This is a genomic window from Candidatus Microthrix subdominans (assembly GCA_016719385.1).
GTDB classification, from domain to species: Bacteria; Actinomycetota; Acidimicrobiia; order Acidimicrobiales; family Microtrichaceae; genus Microthrix; species Microthrix subdominans.
The window spans coordinates 208056-224730 of record JADJZA010000006.1; the positions used below are offsets into that span (position 1 = coordinate 208056).

Below are 16675 nucleotides of genomic sequence, written 5' to 3' on the forward strand. Positions count from 1 at the left end.
AGCGATCGCTCTGTTCAACAACAAGGGCGGTGTTGGCAAGACGACCCTCACCTACCACTTGGCCCACATGGTGTCGCGCCTCGGCTGGCGGGTCCTAGCCGTCGACCTCGATCCGCAGGCCAATCTCACTTCGGCGTTCTTTGATGAACAGAAACTCGAGTCGCTCTGGGAGCCGATGAGCAACGGCACGGTGCTGTCTGCCATCTCGCCCCTTATCCGAGGGCTTGGCGATATAGACGTCCCCATGCCGCACGAAGCAGCGGAACGGTTGTGGCTTCTTCCCGGGGATCTCGGTTTGAGCAGCTTCGAGGACCGCCTGTCCGATGCATGGCCCAGGAGCTTGATGGGCGACGAGAGTGCTATCCGGGTGACGACGGCTTTCCACCGAGTCGTCGGTCAAGCCGCATCTCGGGTTGGTGCCGACGTTGTGTTGCTCGATGTTGGTCCCAACCTGGGTGCGCTCAACCGTTCGGCGCTCTTGGCGTCGGACGATGTGGCTATTCCACTTGCCGCAGACCTGTTCTCGCTTCAAGGCCTGCGCAATCTCGGTCCGGCTTTGCGAGACTGGCGCCACTTTTGGCAGGAGTTGGGGCTGCCAAAGGTGCCCGAATATATCGATGCACCAAGTGGATTGATGAAGCCGCTCGGCTACGTCGTGTTGCAACACGCGGTGCGGTTGGATCGGCCGGTCAAGGCCTATGACCGCTGGCTTCGTCGAATCCCAACCGAGTTCCACAGGTCGGTGCTCGGCGAATCTGATCCGACGGTGACCTCGTCTGGGGATGCCTATCAACTTGCTACGGTCCGGAACTATCGCAGTCTGGTACCTCTGGCTCAGGACGCTCGGAAACCCATGTTCGACCTGCGGGCGGCGGACGGAGCGCTCGGTTCAACCAGCCGGCTGGTTCAGACCTGCTACCGGGAGTTTGAGCAACTAGCCAACAGCGTGATGTCAGCCGCGAATATTCCTCTGCCGGTCGCGTCGTAGTGCATCCGGCACCCAAAGAGTAGTAGTACCGGTTATACTTTCGCTCATGAAGACCGCCGTCTCCATCCCCGATGAGATCTTTCAGGAGGCAGAACGGTTGCGTCAGGAGTCCGGTGCGTCCCGCAGCGCGCTCTACGCCGAGGCGATTCGCACCTACCTCGACCAGCGACGCCGGCCCAACCGGACGCCTGGCTCGTGGGCAGGGCGGTTTGAAGTGCACGAGTCCAAGGAGGACGCCATCGCCTCCGATCCCGAGGCGCTCGCCGCGTTCGACGAGTCGGCTGAGGCCGCCGGGGTGGCGTAGGTGGCGGGGCTCCTCCTCGACAGCCATGTCGTCCGGTGGTGGCTGGATGACCACCCGATGCTGGGGGAGGGGACGCGCCAGTTGATCGCCGTCTCGCCCGAGGTGCTGGTTTCGGTGGTCACGCCCTGGGAGCTCGGGGTTGAGAAGGCGCTTGGCAAGCTGTCCTTTCCCGACGGGCTCGTCGACGAGGTGGAGGCGAACGGCTTTTCGATGCTCAGCATCTCGTCGGTCCACGCCGAAGCGGCGCCGGCGCTGCCCCTGCACCATCGCGATCCGTTTGACCGGATGCTGATCGCCCAATGTCTCTGCGACGGGTTGACGCTGGTTACCGCAGACCGAGCGTTCGAGGTCTACGAGGTTGACCTACAGGACGCTCGGGCCTGAGGGTTCTGGATCGGTGCCGATCCGCCGAAGGCAGCAACCGGGGAGTGCAGGGCGCGGTCTGACGGTTGTCTGGGCTCCCCAGTTGCGGCTCGGGCGTGTAGTGGGGAGTGCAGAGCGCGGTCTGGCGGTCGTTTGGGCTCCCGAGTTGCGGCACGGGTGTGTCGGCGGAGGAAGACCTGAACCTCAGGCGTCGGCTGCGTTCAGTTCCTCAACCGTGATGCCCAGGGCGCCCAGCTTGCCGGGGATGTCTTCGTAGCCGCGCTTGAGGTAGCCGATGTCGTGCAGTGTCGAGGTGCCCTCGGCGATCAGGGCTGCGAGCACGTAGGCGAACCCGGCCCGCAGGTCGGGGATCACCAGGTCGCTCGGCTGCAGCGGGGTGGGCCCCGAGATCACGGCCGAGTGGCTGAAGTCGCGGTTGGCGAAGCGGCAGGTGCGGCTGCCCAGGCACTGGCTGGTGAGGCTGATGTTGGCGCCCATGCGGGACAGGGTCTTGGTGTAGCCGAACCGGTTCTCGTACACGGTCTCGTGCACCACCGAGGGGCCGTCGGCCTGGGTGAGCAGCACGACGAAGGGCTGTTGCCAGTCGGTCATGAACCCCGGGTGAACGTCGGTTTCGATGTGGTGGGAGGTCAGTGGGCCCTCGGCCCAGAAGCGGATGCCCTGGTCGTGCACCTCGAAGTTGCCCCCGACGAGGCGCAGCGCGTTGAGGAACGTCAGCAGGTGTTCCTGGCGGGCACCAAGCACTTCAACCTCGCCGCCGGTGGCGACGGCGGCCACAGCATAGGAGGCGATCTCGATGCGGTCCTCGATCACACGGTGGGTGGCGCCGCCCAGGCGGTCCACCCCCTGGATCATGATGCGCCGGTCGATATCGACGGCGATGTTGGCCCCCATCTTCTGGAGGAACAGCACCAGGTCGACCACCTCGGGCTCCATGGCGGCGTTCTCGATCACCGTGGTGCCCCGTGCGGTCACCGCAGCGAGGATCAGGTTTTCGGTGGCTCCCACCGACGGGTAGGGCAGCCGGTGGGTGATGCCGACCAGACGGTCGGTGGTGGCGCGGAAGCGGTGCGGTGAGATGTCGATCTCGGCGCCCATCGCCCGCAGCCCCTCGACGTGGTAGTCGACGGGTCGGGGGCCGATCGTGCAGCCGCCCACCAGCGGCACCTCGGCCTCACCGATGCGGTTGAGCAGCGGCCCCATGAACAGGATGGGGATGCGGTTGATACCCGAGTACTCCTCGGAGATCTGGCCGGTGATCTCGGGTGTGTGCAGGGTGAGCGTGTGGTCGTCGACCCACTCGTACTTGGTGCCCAGCTGCGCCAGCATGGGCAGCGTCGCGTCGATCTCGCCGATGCGGGGCACGTTGGTAAACGTGCACGGTTCGTCGGTGAGCAGCGTGGCCACCAGTTCCTTGGTGACGGCATTTTTTGCCCCGGCCGACCGAACTTCGCCTGATACGGGTGATCCACCGGTGATCCGCCAGCGTTCGGCATGACCGGCGCCGAAGGTGGACGCCATGGGGGTGGAAGGCTCAGATTGGGTTGGCTGGGGCACCGGGGTGAGGTCTGTGTCGGTGATCGCCATGGCGTTAAGGCTACTCCTGCCCGGAATCGTCATTGGGCAGCGGACAGAATGGGCCCCATGCCACCCCGAGCTGAGACCCGGCGCCGCGGCGCCGCCGGCCTGCGCCAGCGAGTGATTGGCGCGCTCTGCGTGACGGTGCTGGCCGGCTGTGGGGCGGGGTTGTCGTCGGCCTCCGAGGCGGCCGACCGTGTGGCGACTGAGGCGTCGACCACACGGGCAGACTCGTCGCCGGATCGCTCAAACGGCGCGACCACCACCTCCGAGGGCCCCGGAGCCAACGACGACGGAACCGCCGACGACGGGGCCCTCGGCATCGGCGACGACTATTTCCCCGACAGCGGCAACCCCGGCTACGACGTGGCCTCCTACGACCTGGCCCTCGATATGAAGGACGACCTGGTGAGCTTCGAGGCGGTTGCCACCATTGCCCTGCGCACCACCGAGGATCTCGACGAGCTGCGCTTGGACTTGGATGGCCTGACGGTGACCAAGGCGACGATCGATGGGGACGAGGTGGAGCATCGCCGTGCCGGTTTGGACCTGGTGCTCACCCCCGAGGCGCCGTTGCCCGCAGACGAGCCGGTGGTGGTGATCGTCGACTACGAGGGCACCCCGGAGCCACGCGGCTCGGGGATGCTCGGCGAGGTGGGCTGGATCGGTGAGCCCAACGTGGGTAGTTACGTCGCGTCCGAGCCCGACGGGGCCAGCAACTGGTTCCCGGCCAACGACCACCCGAGCGACAAGGCCACCTTCAAGTTCGAGATCACCACCCCGGAGGGGGTGGAGGCGGTGGCCAACGGCACCCGCACCGGAATGACGACCGAGGGGGGTCGCACCACGTGGACGTGGTCGCCGCGCGATCCGATGGCCACCTACCTGGCCACGGTGGCGGTCGGGCAGTACACGTTCTTTGAGGGCACCGCCCTCGGTGGCATCCCACTGCTGAGCGCGGTGGCCGATGAGGTGGTGGAGGCCGGCGGCAAGGCGAAGGTCGAGGCGCTGCTCGGGCAACTGCCGGGCATGATGACGCTGTTTGCGGGCCGTTTCGGCCCCTACCCGTTTGAGATCTACGGGATCCTGGTCGTCGACCAGCCGCTTGGGTTTGCGCTGGAGACCCAAACCCGGTCGCTGTTCGGGTCCGACGCGTGGAACGAACCCGTCATCCAGGCCCACGAGCTGGCGCACCAGTGGTACGGCGATTCGGTGAGCCTCGAGGCCTGGGAAGACATCTGGCTGAACGAGGGGTTCGCCACGATGGGGGAGTGGCTGTGGGCGGAGAGCGACGGCGGCACGGGCGGGCCACCGCTGTCGTCGGGGTCCTCGCTCGACCCGCCGCTCGACCCGGGCGTTGCTGGGTTGTTCGGCCCGGCGGTGTACCAGCGGGGCGGCCTCACGTTGAAGGCGCTGCGCGACGAGGTGGGCGACAAGGCGTTCTTCGCAATCATGACGACGTGGGCCACCGACAACGCCCTGGCCAAGGCCACCACCGACGACTTCCTCAACCTGGTCGAGCGTTCCGACGGAGCCGACACTCGCCGGCTGGTCGAGGCGTGGCTGACCGACCCCGAGCCGCCCTGAAGGGTGTAATATCCGTTCAGCGAGGGTTTCTGAGAAACCGCGTGAGATTTCACAGGTGAACGCGTCGAGTCCTCCCCTTACAAGGTGAGGCTCGTGGATCTACAATGCTTCTCGTCAGTGACAGGAGGCTCTCGCTCCACTCCTGAGTATCAGCAGGATTCCCGGAGCGGTCATGAGCCAAACATCACGGTTGGAAATCGAAGGCGTCGACTTCGTTTGGTCGGCCGTCGCAGTGCACATACGAACGCCCACACGGGGACCAGGGGACAACTAACCTCGATCCGGCACGCTGAGACCGTGAAGAATTAGGTTCGGACGCGACAAATGCGCTCCGTTCCAGCAAACTTGAGGGTGTTGAGAACCACAAGGGAGGCTGGGATGGGACGCATCTGTCAGGTGCAACATAGCGCGCCGGAATCGGTGCGCTATGACGGCGAGGTTGAGACCGACAAGATCCCGTTGGCTGGCCTGGGGCCGGTCGCCGAGACGCCGACCCCCTCGGTCTGACCGGCGGATTCGCCGGCGCTGTGCCCTATTCGGGCCCGGGGATCCCGGTCGTTGACCGGGGCGGTTTGTTGGTCCACAGCTTGTTGATGTTGAACGCCGGCGGGGATTGCTGCACCGATCTCGGGATGCTGCAGGCCGCAGGAGGCGTGTTGGGTGATGTTGGTTCAGACACGACGTTCCGGCGGATGGTCGCCGACCTCGCGGAGACACCCGGGGCGACCAACGCCGTCGGCGGCGTGATGCGGCAGGCCCGGACCAGGGTGGGCTGAGCATGGCTGGTCGATCCCGGCCGTCGGGTGATCTTGGATATCGACGCCACCCTCACCCCGGTGCACTCAGAAAGAAGACGCGAAGGGCAACTACAACCGCGGGTTCGGGTTCCACCCGGTCGCGTGTTTCGCTGACTGCTCCGGCGAGGCCTCGCCGTTGAGCACCGGCCTGGCAACGCCGGCGCCAACACGATCGTCGATCTGGTTGGGATCATCGACGACGGCTTGGCGCGTTGCCCGGAGAGTGTCGCCCGGTCACATCGCCCCGGCGCCGTCCCAACCGAAGCGGCCAACGAGATCCTGGTTCGTTCCGACTCGGCCGGTCACACCCTCGGATTCTTGTGGGACATGTCGGACCGCAACCTGCGGTTTTGTGTGACCGGCAGGTCGAACAACATCTTGAGCTCGGTGATCCTCGGTGTCGGCGACAACACCGGCTGGAGAACGCTTTGCGGCCCCGGAACGTCGACTGGGACGGCAACGATCCCGATGTTGACGCCCGTGCTGCACAGGTCGTTGAGGTCACCAACTACCCGTCGATCGCCAAATGGGTGGGCCTCAAGAAGCGACCCAAGGACAGCCTCGATGTTCACTACCCGCCAGGCACCCGGATCGTCATCCGACGCGAACCGTTACACCCCGGTGCCCAACAGCGGATGTTCGACACAAACGGCTGGCGCCACACCATCATCATCTGCGATCTCCCCGACGATTCGGCACTCGAGATCGACCGGCTTCAACGCGAACACGCCCACGTCGAGGAGAACATCAAACGCCTCAAAACCACCGGGCTCGAACGGTTCCCGTTCCCCGACACCGCCCGCAACAAGGTCTGGACCTCAATGGTCGCTGGGCCCACACCCTCTGCCGCTGGTTCCAACTCGACCTCCTCGCCGGCACCGAGTTCGAACACGCCCACCCCAAAGTTGAGACGTTGCCTCTTCGGAACCCCGGCGATCCTCCGGGTCCGCAACCGGCAAACCTGGACCCTCTGGCCCCAACACTGGCCATGGAACCCCCACCTCCGAACAGCCGGACAACGACTCCGCACCATGGCCACCCCCACACCCCTCCGGATCTGACCGCCCGCTACCCCGGCAAATCAGCGACCCGCCGGGAACACCCGGCCGGGCTGCTTCACCGACCCCACACACCAACCCGAACAGCCCTCACCACACCAAACAGGCAGCCACCAACACCCCAAACCCACCCCCGAGCAGCCCAGCACACCCACCCACCCGCCATCACACGAAACAGGCTTCAGACCGCCACCAACGAAGAAACGTGCCGGATCGCGGCTAAGTGCTACGCAGGTCTAAGCGCACCGAGGTCGATGAGGTTGACGTGTCGAACCAGCAGCGGCGCGCCCAGACCGAGGACTCGACGACCGAGGGCGGCGGCGACCAGCCGACCGCTTCGGCCTCAGAAGTAGGGGCCTCGACCCATCCGAGCGAGATGAACGCCGAAGGCGTCCACGCCTGGATCGATCTTCACCGGCCGTCCCTCTCCGAGACGCTGGCGGACGCCGGGGTCGACGACATCGAGACCGCCACCACGATTGCCGCCGACGCCCACGCTGCGGGCAAGGACATCGGCGAGGCGTTGGTTGGCGCCGGCGTGATCGCCGAGGGCCCGTGGGTCGCTGCACTCGCTACCCGCTTCGACCTGCCGGTGGCGCAGGTCGACGCCAAGGCGGCCGAGCCTGAGGCGATCGCCCGGGTGCCCGAGGAACTGGCCCGTCGCCATGGCGTTCTCCCCTTCAAGGTGGAGCAGGGCCGTGTGTATGTGGCCACGGCCAACCCGGTCGATGCCGTCGCCCTCGCCGACCTGACCGAGAGCTGCGGCGCCATCGGCTTGATGGTGGCCGCCCGCCCATCGATTGAGCGCTCGCTCGACCGCACCTACAACGCCCTCGATCACGCCGATGCGGCGATCGCCGCATTTGGGCTCATGGACGACTCGGCCGACTTCGAGGCCGCCTCCACCCGAGCGGCGGTCGACGAGAGCTCGCCGATCGTGAAGGTGGTCAATCAGATCATCGTCCAGGGCGTCCGCAAGCGGGCCTCCGACATTCACATCGAGTCGCTTGAGCACGCCGTGCGGGTGCGCTACCGCGTCGACGGTGCGCTCACCGAGGCCATCCAGCTGCCGTCCAAGATGAGCTCGCCGATCGCCTCGCGTATCAAGGTGCTGGCCGACCTCAACATCGTCGAGCGTCGCCGCCCGCAGGATGGGCAGTTCTCAACCGAGGTCGACGGCCGCCCGATCGATATCCGCACCTCGGTCGTCAACACGATCCACGGCGAGAAGGTGGTGCTGCGGCTGCTGGACAAAACCCGAAGCCTGATTGGTCTGGACAGCTTGGGTATGCCCCCCGACCTGGTGAAGCGTTACCTCAGCGTGGTCAACGTGCCGGTCGGCATGTTCCTGTGCACGGGCCCCACCGGCTCGGGCAAGACGACCAGCCTGTACGCCACCCTCACCGAGATCCAGGACGACACCCGCAACGTCGTCACGATTGAGGATCCGGTCGAGTACGAGTTTGCCGGCATCAACCAGATGCAGGTGCACGAGGCCGGCGGGTTCACCTTTGCCGATGGTCTGCGGGGCACGCTGCGTCAGGATCCCGACGTCATCCTCGTCGGCGAGATCCGCGATGCCGAGACCGCCCGTATCGCCATGCAGTCGGCGCTCACCGGTCACCTGGTGTTGTCGTCGCTGCACGCGGTCGATGCGGTGTCGGCCTTGCACCGCTTCATCGACATGGGCATGGAACCATTCCTGGTGGCCTCCGCCGTCAACGGCATCATGGGCCAGCGCCTGCTGCGTCGTGTCTGCGACGCCTGCAAGGAGCCGGTGATCCCCGACCCCGCTCAGGCAGCGATGGTCGAGCGGGTGCTGGGCACCAAGGCCGACCAGTGGATGCAGGGCGTCGGTTGCACACAGTGCAACCACACCGGCTACCTGGGCCGCATCGGCGTGTACGAGTTGCTGCGGGTAAACGACGAGATCCGCACCTTGATCTCCGAGCGGGGGTCGCACCATGCGCTGCACGAGGCGGCGGCCCGCGACGGCATGCGGACCATGCAGTCCGAGGGCTTCGCGCTGGTCAACGCCGGCGTCACCACGTTTGAAGAGGTGCAGCGCACCGTCTATGCGCCGCTCGACGAGATGGTGTTCGACGAGACGGTGTCATCGAACAAGCACAAGTCGACTGAGGCCACGACAAACGGTACCGCCCATGCTGGCGAGACCAACCCCGCCGATGCGGATGAGCAGGACAAGGTAGGGGCAGCGAGATGACCGACACGATGGTCAGGTTCCGCTACGAGGGCGAAACCGTCGAGGGCGAAACGGTCAAGGGCGAAATCAAGGCGCCCTCGTCGCTGGCTGCCCGTAACGAGCTGGCTCTCAACGGCACCCGCGTTTCCAAGCTGACGGAACGCAAGGGCCTCAACATGGAGATCACCAAAAAGGGTGTTCCCCTCATCGAGATCATGCACTTTTGTCGGCAGATGGCCAGCTTCATGCGCGCAGGCGTCCCGGTGACGGAGGCGATGGGCAGCCTGCGCGACGACTGCGACAACAAGCAGCTGAAGATCGTGCTCGACGAGATGATCGATCAGATCGGCACCGGCTCCACCGTCGGCGACGCCGCCGCCCGTCACGCCGACGTGTTTCCGCCCTACTTCGTGGCCATCATCCGCTCGGCCGACCTCACCGGTCGCATGGATCGGGCCTTCGACGAGCTGCACCGCTACATCAAGCGCGATGTGTCGTTGCGCAAGCAGGTACGCAAGGCGCTGATCTACCCGATGATCCTGATGGTCGTCTCGATCGCAGTCGTCGCCATCATCGTTGTGTTCGTCATTCCTCGGTTCGCCGAGTTTTTCGAGGGGTTCGGCGCCGAACTGCCCCTGCCCACCCGCATGCTCATGGCGATCGCTGACTTTGTGCAGTCGACCGCCGGCCTGATCACGCTGGGCCTGATCGTCGTCGCCATCCTGGCGTTCTTCGGTGCGATCAGTACCCGCAAGGGCCGCTACTGGTGGCACGGTGTGTTGCTGAAGATGCCGCTGATCAACAAGGTGATCGTCTACTCGTCAACGGAGCGATTCGCCCGGGTGTTGGGCGTGTTGTTGTCCTCGGGCGTTCCCTTGTCCGACGCCCTGCCCAGCGCAGCGGACTGCTCCAACAACCTGGTCTTCAAGCATCGCTTGGACGAGGCCACCCAGCTGGTGATGCAGGGCGATGGGTTCGCCGAGCCGATGGCCGAGGCCAACATCTTCCCCAACACCATGCTGCAGATGATCAAGGTGGGCGAGCAGACCGGCGAGCTGGCTGCGCAGCTGGACAACGTGGCCGGCTTCTTCAACGACGAGCTGGACTACGCGGTCGACAAGATGACCGAGTGGTTCGAGCCGATCATGATCATTTTCATCGGCGCCGTCGTTGGCTTCGTGGCGCTGGCCATGGTCAGCGCGATGTACGGAATCTACGGCCAAGTGGAGCTCTGATGAGTTCCTTGGTCCAGCGCTTTCGAGCGCACAATTCGTTGGTCACAACGGCGGCACCAACACCGGTGTCAATTCACAAACAGGGAGAAACCCCATGCACAACACATTGAAGCGGCTCCAGGCACGCAGCGGATCGGGCTTCACGCTCATCGAACTCCTCGTCGTCATCGCCATCCTCGCCATCCTGGCCGGGGTTGTCGTGTTCGCAGTCGGCAACTCGACCAAGAACGCCGGCAAGGCGGCCTGCGATACTGAGCGTGGGGCGATTATTACCGCGTGGAACGCTGCGGCAACGTCGAACAAGGTCTCCGGCAACGACGAGTCATGGGACGACTACTTGGAGAACTCCAACACCAAGTACTTCACGATGCCCGCCGCTGGTACCAAGGTTCCGGTGAAGATTTCTCGCGATGGTACTACCACCACCGCCGTGCCAGCAGGCGACTGCGCAGACATCGAGACGACCTCGTTGAACGCCTGATGCTAGGCGCTACAAGGGAGCATTCGATGCTCATTCGTCGCTAGGTGACTTGCGTGAGGAGGCGTGGGCGGGAGATTCCGCCCACGCCGGCTCACCCTCGAGTCTCGCTACATTCCCATTCGCTCAACTAACTCGCCGGCAAGTTATAGAGGTCGCACGTGTACACCGCAGACGTTTCCCACATCGAGCCCTACCTCAACGAACTGATGGAACGACGCGCCACCGACTTGCACATCGCAGCCGGCTCGCACCCCATGATCCGCATCGACGGTTCGCTTCTGCCTATCGACGGCTCGGAAGTGCTCACGCCTGAGGAGTCGCAGGTGATCGTCGACCGGCTGATCGGCCCGGACGACCTCGACCGGTTCAACGAGGATCGTCAACTCGACTTCTCGTTCCCTTGGGGCGACCAGGCCCGCTTCAGGGCCAACGCCTACTACCAGCGAAACTCGCCGGCGGTTGCGCTTCGGTTGATCCCCACCGACATCCCCACACCCCAGCAGTTGGGTCTGCCCGACGTGTGGCAGAAGATCGTCAAGAAGCCCCACGGCCTGGTGCTGGCCACCGGTCCCACCGGCTCAGGTAAGTCCACCTCGCAAGCGGCGATGATCGCTGAGATCGCCGCCACCCGGGCCTGCCACATCCTCACGATCGAGGATCCGATCGAGTACATGCAGCACTCCAAGATGGCACTGGTCAACCAGCGCGAGGTGGGCACTGATGTGCCCGACTTCGCCCAGGGCCTTCGCGCTGCGCTTCGGGAGGATCCCGATGTCGTCCTGGTCGGCGAGCTTCGCGACCTAGAGACCATCTCCCTCACGCTCACCTTGGCCGAGACGGGCCACTTGGTGTTCGGCACACTGCACACCAACGACGCCGCCCAGACCGTCGACCGCTTAATCGACGTCTTCCCTCACGATCAGCAGGCCCAGGTCCGTACCCAGCTGTCGATGTCGCTGGTGGCGGTAATTGCCCAGCGATTGATTCCTCGGATCGGTGGTGGCCGCGTGGCCGCCTTCGAGGTGATGACCGGTTCGCCGGCCATCTCCAACCTCATCCGCGAGGGTCAGGTCCGTCAGATCCGCAACGTCATGACCACGTCGAGTCGGGATGGCATGCGGCTTTTGGAAAGCTCTCTCAGCGGGCTGGTGTCCGAAGGTGCAATCACCTTGGATGATGCCCAGGCGATCTCGATGTATCCGGACGAGGTTGTCTATAAGCAGCAAGTGGTTGGCCGGACGTGACGACACATTTAGTGGTTTCAGCCCTACGTTCAACTACGTCGGATTCGACTCGGGGAAGGTGTTGGGCATGACCAACTCGACGCAACTCGACCGGAAAAGCGCTAGAGCACATCGAGGCCAGGGCGGCTTTGGCATGCTCGAGGCGATCATCGGCATGGTCATGGTGGCGCTGTTGATCGGCGCTGGCGCCACAGGCTTGCGGACTCTTCAAAGTGCATCGCGTGAAGCGAATCTAACTGCACGGATGGATGCCGTTGTGGTAGGCGCCAGCGAAGCCCTGCGAGAGACCCCGTACCAAGAGTGCGCAAACGAGGCGACCTACCAGGACGCGATCCTTGTCGCAGACGATGCTCGTTTAGACGATCAAAATCTCTCCCGACAGACCGCTTCGGGGAAGCCCACCATCGAAGTCACGTCAGTCGAGAGCGAAACTTGCGGAACTCCGGCGGGAGACAACGGTCGGCAAAAGGTGAATTTGAAGGTCACGAACAACGGCAAGTCCCGCACTGCGAAGGTGACGAAATTCGACGAAACTCGTCGGCTGCGCCTCCCGATAGCAAGTATCGATCCATCTGTTCCGCAGACGAAAGACGGCGATATCCGCATGGTCTTCTCGTTCACAGCAAAACAGTCGACCTCGTTCTACCCTTTGTATAAATTCGAATGGAACTGCGATGCCACCGCCCCCCCTGCCGGGGTATCGGTCCCAGGGACGGCAGTGACGGATGAAACAGAGCTTCCCGGCGATCAGATGTTCTGCGAGTACACGGCCGGGCCAAACGACAAGGAGGTCACGGTCAAGCTGCGTGTGACCGATGATAAGGAGCAATCGAGCGAAGACTCAGTCACCATCACAGTACCGAAACGAACCGAACCTCGGCTCTCGCCGGTTGCAGCAGCGGCCGTGGCGTCTGGAGGTGGCTCCACTGGCAGCCCCGGAGCCAGCTTCAGCTTTTCTTCGGCGGGCACTTTGTCGCCGTATGGAACTCCGCTGAACTACTCCTGGGACTTTGGTGACCCACAAAGCGGATCGTCCAACGGCTCGATTTCGCAGAACCCGTCCCATACCTTCTATTGGGCAGGCAACTATGTCGTGACGATGACCGTAACAGACGAATTGGGTTTGACATCAAGCGCAAACGTGCCAATCACGATCGATCCAATCGACATTCCTCTTCCTCTTGCGAGCTTTCCGGAGCCGTCACCTGCACCTGGCGAGTTCCACCCCTACACCCCCATCAGCTTTGACGGGACCTCCTCCCGGGCACATCCCGACGTTGCTGTTTCTTCATACTATTGGGACTTCGGTGATGGGACTACGGCGACTGGTGGAATTGTGACTCACGCCTACAGCACTGCCAACCCCTATGTGGTGGAACTCACGGTGAAGGACGCGAGCGGTCAAACGTCTTCAGTTACGCAGGTTGTAATGGTCAAGCCGCTGAGCCCGCCCAGCAATTTCAGGGCAACAGGTTCACGCGCCAAGATCCCTTGGATCCGTACCGGCTACATAGATTTCGCTTGGACTCCAGTGCAGTCTGCACCAGGGGAGAACTTGGTGCTAGAGATCGAGATTCAACCCGCACCTTCTAGCCTGTGCTGGGATGGATTCACCAGAAATGATAGTGATGGGATCATACAGTCTAGCGGACGTTATCGGTGGGAAGAACCGAACCTGAATTTGTTGAATCTCGGTAAAACATTTTGCGCCGGTTCAACCTATCCGTATCGTGCCCGTCTCTTCAATAAGAATGCTCCCAGAATGACTGGTGTGAATCCAGGGCCAGACTCACCGATCCAGTACCGGGGTGTATAAATGAGAAATGTGATGAAGCGCTGTTTAAGATCAGCGGTTCTTCGTCGGGTGACGCGACCACGACAAAACGGCATCACTTTGCTGGAGACCCTGATCGCTATGGTAATAACCGCCACGGTTCTCCTCCCAACGATGGGTTTCGTTACGTTGACTATGGGCGAGCAAGCCACGGCCAGGCTTCTCAACACTGAGACGTCTAACTTGGCCGCGGTCGACCTTGCGGTCGTGCGGGATGTTAGCAATGCTAAAGCGGTGGCCGCGACGGTTGATGCAAGCGGCAACCCGCAAACGATTGATGACTGCCCGGGTGGACCCGGTTGGGGCGGCTCCGTAGTCATGGCACTGGTCACATCACAGAACCATCGCGTTATTTACAGTCTTGAGTCATCCGGCACAGCCATGGGTGATAATCTATGGCGTCGAGAGTGTCTTAATCAGAGTGTCGTTTCCGGCACCCCATTGAGTGATCCTCTCCTCCAGGTTGTCCCAGCGGTCGCCAACGACACGACCGGAGCAATTATTGGTCAACGCCTTTTGAGCGCAGCCAGCTCCTGCCCGAACGGTGATGGCGGTCAGAGTGCCGAGTGCAGGCTGGTTACCTTGCGGTTACAGTCTGCGAGTACATCTGGAGCGGGCAATAAGAGGGCCGCCGTAGTGGTTCAGGCGACCCGCCGCAATGACACCTACGCTGCGCCCAACACTCCTCCGATTGCACGCTTCTCCTATGCCCCGGCGAACGTAGCTGACAAAGACACGGTCACCTTCGATGCGACCGGTTCACGCGACCCAAGAGGCGGTAACCTGACTTATCAGTGGTCGTTCGGCGCTCCCGTGAATGGGAACGTGCCGGCGGTTCCTGCGCCACCTGCGCCACCCCAAGGTTTCGTGATTCCTGAGACAACCAGCCAGGTCATTCCGGAGCGAATACTGGATCAGGCCGTTTCGCCGATGACCGCCACTCTGAAGGTTCGTAGCTCCGAGTCAGGTCTGACCAACTCAGTCACCCACAATGTGGATATTGATGCTAAGGCTCCCAAGGCGGCACTAAAGCCTGTGCCGCCAGTTGTCGTTAACCGCAACACGCTGGTTGAGTTCACCCCGACCTTAGAAACCTTTTCGAAGGCAACTATTCAGCAGACGACTATAGACTGGGGTGATGGTCAGCCAAATACGGAAGGTTTCTGTCCCGCAAGCCCCTCGCCCTGCGTTCAAACATTGAAGCATTCTTTTCCTAATATTGGCAGCTTTACTGTTAAAGTCACGGTTGTAGATTCAAATGGGAAGCGAGCTAGTGCCCAGGTTACCGTCAAGGTTGAGACTGATATCATCTACGTGAGCGAAACTCGAGGCTCTAATGATCAACCTGGCGGCTGTGGTGTGGCGATCACCCAACCCTGCAAAACCATTAACAAAGGAATAGAGCGGGCTGAGGACCTCAGTAAGCCGCGTGTCTACGTCGCAGCAGGAACGTACGACCGCTTCAACATGAAGAGCAATATTGAGGTTAAGGGAAGGTTCTCAGAGGACTTTAATGGTGTGGGCGGTAATTCTACTGTCTCCGGTGACAATACCGGTAACCCAGCGGGGATTGTGCTCTCCGGCGTTGTAAGGGCGAAGGTCAGCGGATTCGTAGTGCGGACTCCAGTCGTATCGAGTGGAAGCACGCAAGCGATCTTTATCGATGGCAGCGGCAAGGGCGCCGGAGGTAAGGTAACGCTGGAGAACGTAGTGGGTGGCGAAGATGTCAATGGGGGCCGAGGAAAGGGCAACGAGTCTGCAGCAATCCTCATCAAGGATTCGGTCGTGGACCTAAAGGAAGTGACCGCCAACTCTCCTGAGGCTAGCGAAGCGAGTTCGTCCACCTATGGTTTGAGGGTCGACAGTTCCACGGTCGCCATTGAGGGAGGCAACTACAAGGCGTCCGCTGGACTGTCTGGATTGCCGATCAGCCGACCTGCCGGGATACCAGCCCCTGCAGTCGCTTGCCCTGGCGGTGGAACGTCGGATCGCACTGCGGGTACCAGTACATGTGGCGGCGGGGTCGGCGGACTTGGTGGGCTTTCTGGAACTAACGTCTGGGGCGATGATCGTACTTCTGGCGATCCGGGGGTGAAGGGGAGTGGTCCTTCGGGAGGCTCAGGTGGATTAGGGGGCGCCAACGGGTGTTGGGGTGGGGACCCCGGCCTCCGTGGGGAAGCGGCGGGTGCCGGTGACTCGGTGGGAGGTTCCGCCGGTCCCGGAGGCGCCAATGGCGTTCTTCATACTGCCCCGCCAGCCTCCGGCGCCACCTGGGTGGGCCACGTCGGGAGCGCGGGAGGTTCAGGAGGCAAAGGCGGCGGCGGTGGTGGTGGTGGCGGCGGCGGCGGCAACTGCACCCAATCCAACGCGGGTGGCGGTGGTGCAGGCGGTGGGGGTGGCGGCGAAGGCAAGGCGGGCACGGAGGTCGGCGACCCCGGTGGTGGGTCATTTGCTGTCTACTCCTATAAGTCCAATCTGACTGTGGTGGGAGGTGAGTTCAAGGCTGGACGAGGTGGGCAGGGAGGATTCGGTCAGACCGGTGGAGCCGGCGGCAACGCTGGAGCTGGTGGCAACGGCGCTAACGACTCAACTCTTCATGAGGGCGGCGGCGGGGGCGGCGGCGGCGCGGGTGGCGGCGGTGGCGGAGGGGCAGGCGGAGCGGAAGGCGGCCCGTCTATTGGGATCTACGTACGAGAGCACACAGTCCCGCCAACCCTGAATCCATCATCTGTAACTTATGACACTCCTGGATCAGGTGGAATGGGGGGATCAGGATCTAGCGGTGGCGTGGGAGGCCTTGGCGGAACCACCGACTATCCCAACGGGCCGGCGCCAGTTCGGGCGCCTAGTGGTAGTCCAGGCGCGCCAGGTACGGCAGGAGATCCGGGCTTAGGGGCACGGACGTTGATCCAATGAGAAGTTCATCACGAAGCCTGGCGTCAGCTCTGCGGCGCCGGGCAGCATTGAGGTCCAGTGGAGCTT

13 protein-coding genes are annotated in these 16675 nt (G+C 63.1%); 12 read left to right on the forward strand and 1 reads right to left on the reverse strand.

The features are described 5' to 3' along the window. Positions 1-10 precede the first annotated feature (10 nt). Genes IPN02_09100 through IPN02_09110 form a run of 3 tightly spaced genes read left to right on the forward strand, consistent with a single transcriptional unit; the run spans position 11 to position 1676 of the window. On the forward strand, positions 11-988 hold the full coding sequence (locus IPN02_09100) for a ParA family protein (protein ID MBK9296978.1): 978 nt from the start codon (positions 11-13) through the stop codon (positions 986-988). Positions 989-1034: 46 nt separating this feature from the next. Continuing rightward, positions 1035-1292 carry a hypothetical protein gene (locus IPN02_09105; protein ID MBK9296979.1) on the forward strand — a complete coding sequence of 86 codons (258 nt, stop codon included), beginning with the start codon at positions 1035-1037 and terminating at the stop codon, positions 1290-1292. Next, complete coding sequence (locus tag IPN02_09110; GenBank protein ID MBK9296980.1) at positions 1293-1676, forward strand: type II toxin-antitoxin system VapC family toxin; 384 nt, start codon at positions 1293-1295, stop codon at positions 1674-1676. It begins immediately after the preceding gene. 183 nt (positions 1677-1859) lie between these two features. Here the strand turns inward: IPN02_09110 and murA are convergent, their stop codons facing one another. Next, positions 1860-3263: a UDP-N-acetylglucosamine 1-carboxyvinyltransferase gene (gene murA / locus IPN02_09115; protein ID MBK9296981.1), complete on the reverse strand. Its 1404-nt coding sequence runs from the start codon at positions 3261-3263 to the stop codon at positions 1860-1862. A gap of 57 nt (positions 3264-3320) precedes the next feature. On the opposite strand from murA, the gene IPN02_09120 reads away from it, so the two are divergent. The 9 genes from IPN02_09120 to IPN02_09160 all read left to right on the forward strand — a co-directional run bounded on the left by IPN02_09120 (position 3321) and on the right by IPN02_09160 (position 16609). Beyond that, complete coding sequence (locus tag IPN02_09120) at positions 3321-4841, forward strand: M1 family metallopeptidase (GenBank protein ID MBK9296982.1); 1521 nt, start codon at positions 3321-3323, stop codon at positions 4839-4841. 632 nt (positions 4842-5473) lie between these two features. Continuing rightward, entirely contained in the window at positions 5474-5617 is a 144-nt protein-coding gene (locus IPN02_09125) for a hypothetical protein (GenBank protein ID MBK9296983.1), read from the forward strand. A gap of 449 nt (positions 5618-6066) precedes the next feature. Beyond that, positions 6067-6699 (forward strand): hypothetical protein, encoded by a 633-nt coding sequence (locus tag IPN02_09130; GenBank protein ID MBK9296984.1) that lies wholly within the window; start codon positions 6067-6069, stop codon positions 6697-6699. Between the two features lie 262 nt (positions 6700-6961). Beyond that, positions 6962-8920, forward strand: a complete 1959-nt coding sequence (locus tag IPN02_09135; protein ID MBK9296985.1) for a type II/IV secretion system protein — start codon at positions 6962-6964, stop codon at positions 8918-8920. Then, positions 8917-10134, forward strand: coding sequence for a type II secretion system F family protein (locus tag IPN02_09140; GenBank protein MBK9296986.1), 1218 nt, complete (start codon positions 8917-8919; stop codon positions 10132-10134). The genes IPN02_09135 and IPN02_09140 overlap by 4 nt, the downstream gene beginning before the upstream one ends. Before the next feature lie 94 nt (positions 10135-10228). Beyond that, entirely contained in the window at positions 10229-10615 is a 387-nt protein-coding gene (locus IPN02_09145) for a type II secretion system protein (protein MBK9296987.1), read from the forward strand. A 158-nt stretch (positions 10616-10773) separates the two neighbouring features. Continuing rightward, complete coding sequence (locus tag IPN02_09150) at positions 10774-11859, forward strand: type IV pilus twitching motility protein PilT (protein ID MBK9296988.1); 1086 nt, start codon at positions 10774-10776, stop codon at positions 11857-11859. Between the two features lie 67 nt (positions 11860-11926). Beyond that, a complete protein-coding gene (locus tag IPN02_09155; GenBank protein ID MBK9296989.1) occupies positions 11927-13675 on the forward strand; it encodes a PKD domain-containing protein in 1749 nt (582 codons plus the stop codon). A gap of 48 nt (positions 13676-13723) precedes the next feature. Next, positions 13724-16609 carry a prepilin-type N-terminal cleavage/methylation domain-containing protein gene (locus IPN02_09160; GenBank protein ID MBK9296990.1) on the forward strand — a complete coding sequence of 962 codons (2886 nt, stop codon included), beginning with the start codon at positions 13724-13726 and terminating at the stop codon, positions 16607-16609. The last annotated feature ends 66 nt before the right edge of the window (positions 16610-16675 follow it).